Consider the following 12,483-nt stretch of genomic DNA (forward strand, 5'->3'; position numbering starts at 1 on the left):
AGGTAGCCGGTGATCGCGGCGACGATGCCGCGGGTCGATTGGCACGATACTGTCAGGACGTGGCTTTTCATCGGTTCTTTCCCGGTCAAACGATTGCCGAAGTGGCGTCTCTTTTTCCGCAGCACCAAGCCTCAGATATCGAGCGTCGTCTGCCGCTCCCAGTCCGTGAAATGCGACGCGTAGGCATTCCATTCCTGATGCTTGAGCTTCAGGTAGGCGCTGGAGAAACCCTTGCCGAGCGTGGCCTTCAGTTCCTCATCCTTGTCATATTCCCTGAGTGCATCGAGCAGGTTCAAGGGCAGGCGCGGCGCGCCGGTGACGGTATGGCCTTCCTTGTACATGTCGATGTCGTAGTGGCGGCCCGGATCGGCGTTTTTGCGAATGCCGTTCAGGCCGGCGGCGATGATGATGGCCTGCAGCAGGTACGGATTGACGGCACCATCCGGCAGGCGCAGCTCGAACCGGCCCGGACCCGGAACGCGGACCATGTGCGTGCGGTTGTTGCCCGTCCATGTCACCGTATTAGGCGCCCAGGTGGCACCGGAAATGGTGCGCGGCGCGTTGATGCGCTTGTAGGAATTGACCGTCGGATTGGTCACTGCGGCAAGCGCCGACGCATGCTGCATGATGCCGCCGAGGAAGGTTTTGCCCTTGGCCGAAAGACCGAATGGCATGTTCTTGTCGGCGAAGGCATTGGTCTTGCCTTCCAGATCCCAGACGGAGATATGGGCGTGGCAGCCGTTGCCGGTCAGCCCCTTGAAGGGCTTGGGCATGAAGGTGGCGCGAAGGCCGTGTTTTTCGGCGACCGTCTTCACCATGAACTTGAAGAAGGAATGTTTGTCGGCCGTCTGCAGCGCGTCGTCATATTCCCAGTTCATCTCGAACTGGCCGTTCGCGTCCTCATGGTCGTTCTGGTAGGGCTTCCAGCCCAGTTCGAGCATGTAATCGCAAATCTCGGCGATTACGTCGTAACGGCGCATGACGGCCTGCTGATCATAGCAGGGCTTTTCAGCCGTATCGAATTCGTCGGAAATCTTGCCGCCATCCGGCGAGATCAGGAAGAATTCCGGCTCGACGCCGGTCTTGACGCGAAGGCCTTCCTTGGCAGCTTCGGCGATCAGCCGTTTCAGCATGACGCGCGGCGCCTGGTCGACCGGTTGGTCGTCCATCACGCAATCGGCAGCGACCCAGGCAACATCCTTCTTCCACGGAAGCTGGATGGCAGAAGACGCATCCGGAAGTGCAAAGAGATCGGGATGGGCGGGTGTCAGGTCGAGCCAGGTGGCAAAGCCCGCAAAACCCGCGCCGTCCTTCTGCATATCGGCGATTGCTTCCGCCGGAACAAGCTTTGCCCGCTGGCCGCCGAAAAGGTCGGTAAAGCTGATCATGAAATATTTGATGCCACGGTCCTTGGCAAAGGTAGCAAGATCGAGTGTCACTGTGTTCCCCTTTGGATTATTCAGACACTTTTTCAAGAAAATGGCCGCCGCTGGCTTGGGAGATCAGACGACGGCCGAAGTTTTTTAAGGGTTAGAAACCTCCCTTGCCGGGAATCCAGCTGGTGCCCGCAAGCGGCACCTGCGCCATGGCGGATGCCTCGATCGTCAGGGCGACAAGGTCTTCCGGCTCCAGATTGTGGAGATGGTTCTTGCCGCAGGCGCGCGCGATGGTCTGGGCTTCGAGCGTCATCACCTTGAGATAGTTGGCGAGACGCCGTCCGGCAGCAACCGGATCGAGACGCTTGGAAAGCTCCGGATCCTGTGTGGTGATCCCGGCCGGGTCCTTGCCTTCATGCCAGTCGTCATAGGCGCCGGCCGTCGTTCCGAGCTTCTGGTATTCCTCTTCCCAGTGCGGATCGTTGTCGCCGATGGCGACCAGCGCCGCCGTGCCGATGGCAACCGCGTCGGCACCCAGCGCCAGCGCCTTGGCCACGTCGGCGCCGGAACGGATGCCGCCCGAGATGATCAGCTGCACCTTGCGGTGCATGCCGAGATCCTGCAGCGCCTGGACGGCGGGGCGGATGCAGGCCAGCGACGGCATGCCGACATTCTCGATGAAGACGTCCTGCGTCGCCGCCGTGCCGCCCTGCATGCCGTCGAGCACGACGACGTCGGCACCGGCCTTCACGGCGAGTGCTGTATCGTAATAGGGACGCGCGCCGCCGACCTTCACATAGATCGGCTTTTCCCAATCGGTGATTTCGCGCAGTTCCATGATCTTGATTTCGAGATCGTCCGGGCCGGTCCAGTCCGGATGACGGCAGGCCGAGCGCTGGTCGATGCCCTTCGGCAGATTGCGCATGTTGGCGACGCGGTCGGAAATCTTCTGGCCGAGCAGCATGCCGCCACCACCGGGCTTGGCGCCCTGGCCGACAACGATTTCGATGGCATCAGCGCGACGCAGGTCCCGCGGGTTCATGCCGTAGCGTGACGGCAGATACTGATAGACCAGCGTCTGGCTGTGGCCGCGCTCCTCGTCCGTCATGCCGCCGTCGCCGGTGGTGGTCGATGTTCCGGCGATCGTGGCGCCTCGACCGAGCGCTTCCTTGGCATTGCCCGAAAGCGCACCGAAACTCATGCCGGCAATGGTGATCGGCGTCTTCAGGATGATCGGCTTCTTGGCGTGGCGCGCGCCGAGCACGACGGAGGTGTCGCATTTCTCGCGATAGCCTTCGAGCGGATAACGCGAGATCGACGCACCGAGGAACAACAGGTCGTCGAAATGCGGCACTTTGCGCTTGGTGCCGGCGCCTCTGATATCATAGATGCCGGTCGCCGCCGCGCGCCGGATTTCCGCCAGCGTGTAATCGTCGAAGGTCGCTGACTTGCGCGGCGGGGTATAGGGGTTGTGATAGCTCATGAACGGATCCCTGCCTTAGTACGCATCAGCGTTATCGATGTTGAAGTTGTAGAGCGTACGGGCCGAACCGTAGCGCTTGAATTCTTCCGGCGAGACACCCGTGATGCCGGCTCTTTCCAGAAGCTCGGCAAGCAGCTTCAGATGTTTTGGCTTCATTTCCTTCTGGATGCAGTCGGCGCCAAGGCTCTTGACCTCACCGCGCACGAACAACTTGGCCTCGTAGAGGGAATCGCCGAGCGCATCACCGGCATTGCCAAGCACCACCAGGTGGCCCGACTGACCCATGAAGGCCGACATGTGACCGATATTGCCCTGGACGACGATATCGATGCCCTTCATCGAGATGCCGCAGCGCGAGGCAGCGTTGCCCTTGATGACAAGGAGGCCGCCGCGGCCCGTGGCCCCGGCATACTGGCTGGCATCACCCTCGATGACAACCGTGCCCGACATCATGTTTTCCGCGACACCTGGCCCGGCGGAACCATGGACGGTCACGGTACCGCCATCGTTCATGCCCGCGCAATAATAGCCGACGCTGCCGCGCACCTCGACGGTGACCGGCTGATCGATGCCGACGGCAACGGCATGGCTGCCGCGCGGATTGACGACCTCGAAATTCGTATCATTGGTGCCGGGGGCGATAGCGTGAAGCGCGCTGTTCAGTTCGCGCAACGGCGTTGTGGCAAGGTCGAATACGCGCATCGCTTCCAGACTTTCTCGTTTGACGCTGACATCCACGGTTAGGCCGCCTTCTCATGATCCCAGAAATACACGGTGGCCGGCTCCGGCTCCCAGACGCGCGCATTTTCGATGCCCGGCAGGTTGACGAGCGCGCGGTATTCCGAGCCGAAAGCGATGTACTGATCCGTTTCGGCCATCACGGCCGGCTTGCAGGCGATCGGATCGCGCACCACGCCGAAGCCGGATTTCGTGCCGACGACGAAGGTGAAGAAGCCATCGAGATCATCGAGCGCGCTGGTCAGCGCTTGGCCCAGATCCTTGCCCTTGGCCATCTCGGCCGACAGATAGGCTGCGGCGACTTCGGTGTCGTTCTGCGTCTCGAAGGTCATGCCTTCGCGCACCAGCTCACGGCGCAGATTGTTGTGGTTGGAAAGCGAGCCGTTGTGCACCAGGCACTGGTCGGCGCCGGTCGAGAACGGATGGGCGCCAAGCGTGGTGACGGCCGATTCCGTTGCCATGCGGGTATGGCCGATACCATGCGTACCCGCCATCTGGCGAATGCCGAAGCGGGAGACGACGTCCTTCGGCAGCCCGACTTCTTTGTAGATCTCGACGCTGTCGCCGGAACCCATGACACGAATATCCGACCGCTCCTGGACCAGCAGATCGCGCACCGCCTGAGCCTTGTCGGCACTGGCTTCGATGACCGCGTGGGTGCTTTTCAGCTCCACGGCAACGCTCGAATCGGCTGGCTTCAACAGCGCTTCAAGCCCGGCAAAATCCTGTTTGGGGTTGGCCGATTGAACGGTGATTTTCGCGCGGCCGTCTGAAGGCGTACCGTAGATGGCGATGCCGGCGCTATCGGGCCCGCGGTCGGTCATGGTGACCAACATATCGGACAGCAGGGCACCCAATTGCGGTTCCAGACTTCTGTCCTTCAAAAACAATCCGACAATTCCGCACATGGGGACAATCCTTCGTTTCGTTGATGAAAGATGGATAGCAGGTGCGTTTTTTGATTTCAACTATGAGGAAAGTTATTTTCTTTTAAGGCAATTCGATCGGAGCTGTCGGAACTACCGACTGCCGATGCGCGCGCGGCGGCTCCCCAAAGGCCGCTCGGTAGGTTCGAGCAAAATGCCCGGCGCTGGAAAACCCGGTGGCGAAGGCGATTTCGGAGATCGAAAGCGGGCTTTGCTGCAACAGGCGTCGGGCGTGATCCAGCCGCAGTTTCCGGTATTCAAGAAGGAAGGACGAGCCCATCAGGCTGGAAAAGAGCCGATCGAGGTGACGTGGCGAAACACCGGCCAGTTTGCCCATGGCCTGCCGGTCGAGCGGCGCCTCGATCGTTGCTTCCATTTTTTCCAGCACCATCAGCAGGCCCGGATGGTTGACCCCATAACGCTCCGCCAGCGAAGCCCGCTGGGGTGCGCCGGAGCTTTCGACCTGGGTATGCAGGTACCAGTCGCTCACCCGGCGGGCGAAATCCGAGCCCATGCGCTCCGAGATCAGCGCGTGCATCATATCGAGCGGGGCCACGCCGCCGCCACAGGTGATGCGATTGCCATCGAGGACATAGCGCGCCTGACGGGGCGCAAGACGCGGAAACGCCTCCACCAGGGCCGGGGCATGCTCCCAGTGGATGGTGAAATCGCGATCCTCCAGCAATCCCGCCGCCGCCATGAGATAGGGACCGCCGGAAATGCCGCCGATGCGCACGCCGTCGCGGGCAAGCTGGCGCAGGCATGCCAGGACAGCCGGCACGTTCCAGTCGACCGGCGTACCGCCGGCGCAGACGAAGACAGTATGGAAACCGGCGCCGCGGCCCGGCAGCGGCGTGGCGGGAACGGGAATGCCCGATGATGTCATTCCGGCGTTTCCGTCTACGACATGCGCGGAAAGCGCATAGATATCCCGGCCGGCCAGAAGATTGGCGGCCCGCAGCGGCTCCACCGCCGAGGCATAGGACATCAGCGCAAATCCCGGGATCAGGATGAAGCCGATCTTCTGGACGTTTTTCAGGTCATCTGAAGCCATGGCTCAATCATGGCTCAAAGTGTCTCTTTTCTGCAAGTACCAAAACGCAATCCTGTCATGATCGGTAGGCTCCACCGGGATTCCATTGCCATGCGCTACTCTGCCTTTTCCGTTTTCCTGAACGCCCTGCGCGGCAACAAGGGCTGGGCGCCGGCGTGGCGCAGTCCGGTTCCAAAGAACCACTATGACGTGATCATCATCGGTGGCGGCGGGCATGGTCTTGCCACGGCCTATTACCTCGCCAAGGAATTCGGCGTCACCAATGTGGCGGTGCTGGAAAAGGGCTATATCGGCTCCGGCAATGTCGGTCGCAACACCACGATCATCCGCTCCAATTACCTGCTGCAGGGCAACAATCCGTTCTACGAGCTGTCAATGAAGCTCTGGGAGGGGCTGGAGCAGGATTTCAACTTTAACGCCATGGTCTCCCAGCGCGGCGTGCTCAACCTCTATCATTCCGACGCCCAGCGCGACGCCTATACGCGGCGCGGCAACGCCATGCGGCTGCACGGCGTCGATGCCGACCTGCTCGACCGCAACGCCGTGCGCCAGATGCTGCCCTTCCTCGATTTCGACAATGCCCGCTTCCCGATCCAGGGAGCGCTGATGCAGAAACGCGGCGGCACCGTGCGCCATGACGCCGTTGCCTGGGGCTATGCCCGCGGCGCGGATATGCGCGGCGTCGATATCATCCAGAATTGCGAGGTCACCGGCATCCGCCGCGAAAACGGCAATGTCACCGGCGTCGAGACCAGCCAGGGCTTTATCGGCTGCGGCAAGCTGGCGCTCGCGGCAGCCGGCAATTCCACCGTGGTGGCCGACATGGTCGACCTGAAGCTGCCGATCGAAAGTCATGTGCTGCAGGCTTTCGTTTCCGAGGGGCTGAAACCGTTCATCGACAATGTCGTCACCTTCGGCGCCGGTCATTTCTACGTCTCCCAGTCGGACAAGGGCGGCCTCGTCTTCGGCGGCGATATCGACGGCTACAATTCCTATGCGCAGCGCGGCAATCTCGCGACCGTCGAGCACGTCGCCGAAGCCGGCGTCGCGATGATCCCGGCGCTGTCGCGTGTCCGGGTGCTGCGCTCCTGGGGCGGGGTGATGGACATGAGCATGGACGGTTCGCCGATCATCGACCGCACCCACATCGACAATCTCTACCTGAACGCCGGCTGGTGCTACGGCGGCTTCAAGGCCACGCCCGCTTCCGGCTTCTGCTACGCCCATCTGATCGCCAGGAACGAACCGCACGAGACCGGCCGCGCCTTCAGGCTCGACCGCTTCGCGCGCGGCCGGATGATCGATGAAAAGGGCGTCGGCTCGCAACCCAACCTGCATTGAGGACTTCATATGGCCAGCCTGATCGCCTGCCCCCATTGCGGGCCGCGCCCCAAGGAAGAATTCACCGTTCGCGGCGATGCCGGCATCACCCGCCCGGCGCCGGATGCCGGTGAGGACGCCTGGCACGCTTACGTCTATCTGCGCGACAATCCGCGGGGGCGCCACAAGGAACATTGGCACCACACATCCGGCTGCCGCCGCTGGCTGGTGGTCGAGCGCGATACGATGACCCACGCAATCCATGCTGTCACAGATGCCAGTGCTGAGGGAGCGACCGCATGACGTCCTATCGCCTTTCTCGGGGTGGCCGCATCGACCGCGCCAAGCCGCTCGATTTCACCTTCGACGGCAAGCCGATGCAGGGTTTTGCCGGCGATACGCTGGCTTCGGCACTTCTGGCAAACGGCCGCCAGCTCGTCGGCCGCAGCTTCAAGTACCATCGCCCGCGCGGCATCCTGACGGCGGGTGCCGCCGAACCCAATGCCCTGGTGACGATCGGCGAAGGCGGACGCACCGAGGCCAACACCCGCGCCACGCTGGTCGAGCTATACAGCGGCCTGACCGCCAAGAGCCAGAACCGCTGGCCCTCGGTCGATTTCGACCTCGGCGCTATCAACAGCCTGCTCTCGCCTTTCCTCGGCGCCGGCTTCTACTACAAGACCTTTATGTGGCCGGCCACCTTCTGGGAAAAGGTCTACGAGCCGATCATTCGCAAGGCGGCTGGTCTTGGCCGCGCGACCTATGAACCCGATCCCGATAGCTACGAGAAATGCTGGGCGCATTGCGACCTGCTGGTCATCGGCGCAGGGCCCGCCGGCCTCGCCGCGGCGCTTACCGCAGGCCGCGCCGGTGCCCGTGTCATTCTTGCCGATGAAGGTTTTGAACCCGGTGGTTCACTGCTGTCAGAAACGACGCCTGTCGGTGGAAAATCCGCAGGCGACCTGCTGGCCCAAACGCTGGCCGAGCTGGCAGATATGCCGAATGTCCGCGTTTTCTCGCGCACGACCGTCTTCGGCTGGTACGACGGCAATGTCTTCGGCGCCGTCGAAAGCGTGCAGAAGAACACGGCGTCGGTGGATCCGAACCGACCCGTCGAGCGCATCTGGCGCATCGCCGCCAAACAGGCGATCCTCGCTTCCGGCGCTGAAGAGCGCCCGCTGGTTTTCGGCGGCAACGACATTCCCGGCGTGATGATGGCGGGCGCCATGCGCTCCTATCTCAACCGGCAGGCCATCGCGCCCGGAAAGAGCACAATCATTTTCACCAACGATGCCTCCGGTTACGCGGCCGCCGCTGACCTCGAAGCCGCCGGCCTTGATGTCGCGGCCATCGTCGACGCCCGTCCGGATGCCGCCCGCACCTGGTCCGGCAAGGCACGCATCCTGCCCAGCGCCGTGGTTGTCGATGCCAAGGGTGGTCGGAGCCTCAAGGGCGTTACTGTCCTCAGCAACGGCCGCACGGAAACCATTTCGACGGACGCACTCGGCATGTCCGGCGGCTGGAGCCCGATCATTCATCTCGCCTGCCATCGCGGCGCAAAACCGGTCTGGTCCGATGCCAAGGCCGCGTTCCTCGCTCCGCAAACCCAGGAGGGGCTGACTGTCGCCGGCGCCGCCGCGGGCATTGGCAGCATCGACGCCTGCCTTGCAGATGGCGCCGGAAAAGCCGCATCCGCCCTGCAGGCGCTCGGTTTCTCGAAGGCCAGCGCCGCGTTCGCCGAAAAGGCCGACACGGCGACCGTCTCCAAGCCGCCCTGGCGCATTCACGGATCGAAAGGCAAAGCCTTCGTCGACTACCAGAACGACGTGCACCTCAAGGATCTCGGCCTCGCCGTCAGCGAGGGTTATGGCCATGTCGAGCTAGCCAAGCGCTACACCACCAATGGCATGGCAACCGACCAGGGCAAGCTGTCGAACATCAATGCCATCGGCATTCTCGCCGAAGCGCGAAAGGTCTCACCGGCCGACGTCGGCACCACGACATTCCGCCCGTTCTATACGCCACTCTCCTTCGGTGCGCTGACCGGCGCTTCCAAGGGCAAGCATTTCCAGCCGGTGCGCAAGTCGCCGCTGCACGATTGGGCCAAGAAGAACGGCGCGGTCTTCGTCGAAACGGGCCTCTGGTATCGCTCGTCCTGGTTCCCGAAGGCGGGCGAAACGACCTGGCGAGAAAGCGTCGACCGCGAAGTGCTCAATGTCCGCAAGAACGCCGGTATCTGCGACGTCTCGACGCTCGGCAAGATCGAGATCTTTGGCAGAGACGCCGCCGAATTCCTCAACCGGGTCTATTGCAACGCCTTCCTGAAGCTCCCCATCGGCAAGGCACGTTACGGCCTGATGCTGCGCGAAGACGGAATGATTTATGACGACGGCACCACGAGCCGTCTGGGCGAAACCCATTTCTTCATGACGACGACCACGGCTTACGCAGCAGGCGTCATGAACCATCTGGAATTCTGCGCGCAGGCCTTGTGGCCCGATGTCGATGTGCAGTTTGCCTCCTCGACCGATCAATGGGCGCAGATCGCGGTTGCCGGGCCGAAATCGCGCATGATCCTGCAGACGCTGGTGGATGAGGACATTTCGGACGCGGCCTTCCCGTTCCTAGGTGCCAAGGAAGTGTCGCTCTGCGGCGGCACGCTGACCGGCCGTCTGTTCCGCATCTCCTTCTCCGGCGAACTGGCCTACGAACTCGCGGTTCCGGCCGGGTATGGAGAGGCGATCGCCGATGCGATCATGGAGACCGGCAAGCCGCATGGCATCTGCCCCTATGGTGTCGAGGCGCTGGGTGTCATGCGCATAGAGAAGGGCCATGTCACCCATTCCGAGATCAACGGCACCGTCATCCCGTCCGATCTCGGCTTCGCCAAGATGGTCTCCACGACCAAGCCGGACTTCATCGGCAAGGCGATGCTGTTACGCGAGGGCCTGACGGCGGATGACCGGCTTTCGCTGGTCGGCGTCAAGCCGCTCGATCCGGCGATGACCTTCAAGACGGGCTCGCATATCCTCTCGGAGGGCACTGTTCCGACGCTCGAAAACGACCAGGGCTATGTCTCCTCCAGTTGCTATTCGCCCAACCTTGGCTCGACCATCGGCCTCGCCCTCGTCAAGCATGGGCCGACGCGGCACGGCGAGCATGTCACTGTCTGGAACGACCTGAAAAACGAATACACCAAGGCCGTGCTGTGCAGCCCGGTCTTCTTCGACCCGGAAAACGGAAAGCTCCATGGCTGATTTTGCGCTCCTTCACCGACCAGCCCTTGCCGATGCCAAGGCCGGCTCGTTCGGCGCTCCGTCAACCGCTGCGCGGATTGCGCTCACCACTCTGCCGGAAGGCCACGTACTGCAGGTTCTGGCCGCGCGCGAAAACGGCGACCTGCAAGACCTGATCCCGCAGATCGGCGATGGCACCCCCCATGCCGTGCGTCCCTATGGCCCTGGACAATGGTTCGTCATCGGTGACGCGGCCCTTTCCGCTGCGGAAATTTTCGGCAAGACGCCGCTATTGGATGGCAGGGCCTCTATTTCCGATCAAGGCCACGGCCGCATCCGGATCGGCATCGGCGGGCAAGCGGTCGAAACCGTCCTTGCCAAGGGCACGGCCGTCGATCTCGACAGTGCCAACTTCCCCATCGGCCAGTCCGCAATGACGCTGATCGGCCATATCTCGGCGCTGATCACCCGAACAGGCGCGGAAAGTTTCGAGCTACTGGTGTTGCGCGGCTTTGCCGAAAGCCTGTGGGACGAACTGATCCAGATGAGCCTTGAATTCGGCGTGGATGCTAAAACGGTGCGGTAGACCGGTCGCCCGGCTTTGAATTTCCGCAAGGCAAAATCAGACGGTTTGGTTCCGCTTTTGCGGGTAGCTGATGATTGACAGGTAACGAGCCGGCAGATGAACCAGTTCCTGCGGTCCGTGCGGTGAATCGGCATCGAAGAACAGGCTGTCACCCGGTTGCATGGTGTAGAGTTGATCGCCGTGGCGGTAGACCACTTCGCCTTCCAGCATGTGGAGGAACTCCATGCCCTCATGCTGGAACGTCGGGAAGACATCGGACTCGGTCGTCAGCGTTATGAGATAGGGTTCGACCGTGACGCCGCTGGTATTGTTGGCGATGTGACCGAGCAGGCTGTACTGATGCCCCGCGCGCGTGCCACGCCGCTCGATGTTCACGCCTTCGCCGGCCTTGACGAAAGTCGCATTGTGCGGCTCCTCGAACCGGCGAAAGAACGCCGTGAGCGGCACGCCGAGCGCCCTGGTCAGGGCTTGCAACGTCGTCAGCGAAGGCGAGATGTTGCCGTTCTCGATCTTCGACAGCATGCCCACGGAAATGCCCGTCGCGGTTGCGAGGTCGGTGACGGTGATGCCGAGTGCTTTGCGATAAGTCCGAACCTCGTGCCCTATCGCCATTTCCAGATTGTTTTCCCGCGGCTCGCGAATCCGGTGCGGGTCCTGGGACAACAGGGCCAGCTTCTGCCCGTCCTTCTCGTTCTTCTCGGTCATCGTTATCTCCTACGAGTTATGTTCCTTACAGGAAACATCTCATCATTCGGAGGAAATTTTTCTGCTGAGTGAAATTGACGCGGCGACTAAGTGAACCTTCGAACCCTGTTTGAACCGAGCGCGTGCCCCGTGCGTTCCATAAGGACAGTCGTTTTAAAATCTGCCCCCGCATCGTTTGAACCCTCGCCCAGACAGGATGGGGACGTATTCGTTTGCAACATGGTCGACCAGCGAGAGGCACCGCTCCCGATCGACTTCGGACGCTACGGTTCCAACCGAACCCTCACCGAAACGATGGCCCCGGCGAGATCGCTCATATGCCAAGGGTGGAAGGCCACAATCCGTTCGCACGAAGAGGAGGCTATCACCGCCAATGTCACATATCCGCACTGGCAGGAGGTGCAGGCATGAGGCCCGCGCGCACCAACGTCGCGGCGGACGATCCGGCCTACCCCATGCGCTCGGAGGCGTAGGAACCGGGGCTCGGCGGGAAGACGATGGTCTTGTTGCCGTTCATAAAGGTGCGGTGGTGGATGTGGGCATGCACGGCGCGGGCGAGAACCTGGCTCTCCACGTCCCGGCCGATCGACACATAGTCCTCCGCCGACTGCGCATGCGTGATCCGCGCCACGTCCTGCTCGATGATCGGACCCTCATCGAGATCCTCCGTCACATAATGCGCCGTCGCACCGATCAGCTTCACCCCGCGCTCGAACGCCTGCTTGTACGGGTTCGCACCCTTGAAGGACGGCAGGAACGAGTGGTGGATGTTGATGATCCGCCCAGACATCTTCTTGCACACCGCATCCGACAGCACCTGCATGTAGCGGGCGAGCACGATGAGTTCGGCACCGGACTGTTCCACCACCTCCATCAGGCGGGCTTCGGCCTGCGGCTTGTTCTCCTTCGTCACCTTGATGTGGTAGAAGGGGATGTCGTGGTTGACGATGACCTTCTGGTAATCGAAGTGGTTCGACACGACGCCGACGATGTCGATCGGCAGCGCGCCGATCTTCCAGCGGTAGAGCAGGTCGTTCAGGCAATGACCGAAGCGCGACA

The 12,483-nt window shown here is 62.1% G+C and carries 11 protein-coding genes; 4 read left to right on the top strand and 7 right to left on the bottom strand.

The window, feature by feature from the left end; all coding sequences use genetic code 11:
* Nucleotides 1-131 precede the first annotated feature (131 nt).
* From glnT to ACT6VE_RS33450, 5 genes are all read right to left on the bottom strand, one after another.
* Nucleotides 132-1,439: a type III glutamate--ammonia ligase gene (glnT, locus tag ACT6VE_RS33430; protein WP_444802487.1), complete on the bottom strand. Its 1,308-nt coding sequence runs from the start codon at nt 1,437-1,439 to the stop codon at nt 132-134.
* Between the two features lie 91 nt (nt 1,440-1,530).
* Nucleotides 1,531-2,859: an FMN-binding glutamate synthase family protein gene (locus tag ACT6VE_RS33435; protein WP_444802488.1), complete on the bottom strand. Its 1,329-nt coding sequence runs from the start codon at nt 2,857-2,859 to the stop codon at nt 1,531-1,533.
* A gap of 15 nt (nt 2,860-2,874) precedes the next feature.
* Entirely contained in the window at nt 2,875-3,561 is a 687-nt protein-coding gene (locus ACT6VE_RS33440; protein ID WP_069063795.1) for a GXGXG domain-containing protein, read from the bottom strand.
* 38 nt (nt 3,562-3,599) lie between these two features.
* Complete coding sequence (locus ACT6VE_RS33445; protein WP_444802489.1) at nt 3,600-4,505, bottom strand: class II glutamine amidotransferase; 906 nt, start codon at nt 4,503-4,505, stop codon at nt 3,600-3,602.
* A gap of 82 nt (nt 4,506-4,587) precedes the next feature.
* The gene (locus tag ACT6VE_RS33450) at nt 4,588-5,577 is read right to left on the bottom strand and encodes a GlxA family transcriptional regulator (protein WP_444802490.1); all 990 of its coding nucleotides are present in this window, start codon (nt 5,575-5,577) and stop codon (nt 4,588-4,590) included.
* Nucleotides 5,578-5,667: 90 nt separating this feature from the next.
* Here ACT6VE_RS33450 and ACT6VE_RS33455 point away from each other — a divergent pair, with 90 nt between their 5' ends.
* From ACT6VE_RS33455 to ACT6VE_RS33470, 4 genes are read left to right on the top strand one after another with little or no spacing between them, the layout of a single operon-like run.
* Complete coding sequence (locus tag ACT6VE_RS33455; protein ID WP_444802491.1) at nt 5,668-6,918, top strand: sarcosine oxidase subunit beta family protein; 1,251 nt, start codon at nt 5,668-5,670, stop codon at nt 6,916-6,918.
* A gap of 9 nt (nt 6,919-6,927) precedes the next feature.
* Entirely contained in the window at nt 6,928-7,200 is a 273-nt protein-coding gene (locus ACT6VE_RS33460) for a sarcosine oxidase subunit delta (protein WP_444802492.1), read from the top strand.
* On the top strand, nt 7,197-10,154 hold the full coding sequence (locus ACT6VE_RS33465) for a sarcosine oxidase subunit alpha family protein (RefSeq protein WP_444802493.1): 2,958 nt from the start codon (nt 7,197-7,199) through the stop codon (nt 10,152-10,154). The genes ACT6VE_RS33460 and ACT6VE_RS33465 overlap by 4 nt, the downstream gene beginning before the upstream one ends.
* A complete protein-coding gene (locus ACT6VE_RS33470; protein ID WP_444802494.1) occupies nt 10,147-10,719 on the top strand; it encodes a sarcosine oxidase subunit gamma family protein in 573 nt (190 codons plus the stop codon). Before ACT6VE_RS33465 ends, ACT6VE_RS33470 begins: the two co-directional genes overlap by 8 nt.
* A 36-nt stretch (nt 10,720-10,755) precedes the next feature.
* On the opposite strand, the gene ACT6VE_RS33475 is transcribed toward ACT6VE_RS33470, so the two are convergent.
* Together ACT6VE_RS33475 and ACT6VE_RS33480 are read right to left on the bottom strand one after the other, a co-directional pair.
* Nucleotides 10,756-11,424, bottom strand: a complete 669-nt coding sequence (locus ACT6VE_RS33475; protein ID WP_444802495.1) for a helix-turn-helix domain-containing protein — start codon at nt 11,422-11,424, stop codon at nt 10,756-10,758.
* Nucleotides 11,425-11,872: 448 nt separating this feature from the next.
* Nucleotides 11,873-12,483: formyltetrahydrofolate deformylase (locus ACT6VE_RS33480; protein ID WP_444802496.1), on the bottom strand; the 611-nt coding region annotated here is incomplete at its 5' end.

The sequence above is a fragment of the Shinella sp. genome, from assembly GCF_052438155.1.
GTDB lineage: Bacteria > Pseudomonadota > Alphaproteobacteria > Rhizobiales > Rhizobiaceae > Shinella.

Excerpts from the sequence above, each read along its gene's own strand:
- ACT6VE_RS33450 (WP_444802490.1), bottom strand. The coding sequence starts at position 5,577 with ATGGCTTCAGATGACCTGAAAAACGTCCAGAAGATCGGCTTCATCCTG.
- ACT6VE_RS33465 (WP_444802493.1), top strand. The coding sequence starts at position 7,197 with ATGACGTCCTATCGCCTTTCTCGGGGTGGCCGCATCGACCGCGCCAAG.
- ACT6VE_RS33440 (WP_069063795.1), bottom strand. The coding sequence starts at position 3,561 with ATGCGCGTATTCGACCTTGCCACAACGCCGTTGCGCGAACTGAACAGC.
- ACT6VE_RS33455 (WP_444802491.1), top strand. The coding sequence starts at position 5,668 with ATGCGCTACTCTGCCTTTTCCGTTTTCCTGAACGCCCTGCGCGGCAAC.
- ACT6VE_RS33475 (WP_444802495.1), bottom strand. The coding sequence starts at position 11,424 with ATGACCGAGAAGAACGAGAAGGACGGGCAGAAGCTGGCCCTGTTGTCC.
- ACT6VE_RS33470 (WP_444802494.1), top strand. The coding sequence starts at position 10,147 with ATGGCTGATTTTGCGCTCCTTCACCGACCAGCCCTTGCCGATGCCAAG.
- ACT6VE_RS33445 (WP_444802489.1), bottom strand. The coding sequence starts at position 4,505 with ATGTGCGGAATTGTCGGATTGTTTTTGAAGGACAGAAGTCTGGAACCG.
- ACT6VE_RS33435 (WP_444802488.1), bottom strand. The coding sequence starts at position 2,859 with ATGAGCTATCACAACCCCTATACCCCGCCGCGCAAGTCAGCGACCTTC.
- ACT6VE_RS33460 (WP_444802492.1), top strand. The coding sequence starts at position 6,928 with ATGGCCAGCCTGATCGCCTGCCCCCATTGCGGGCCGCGCCCCAAGGAA.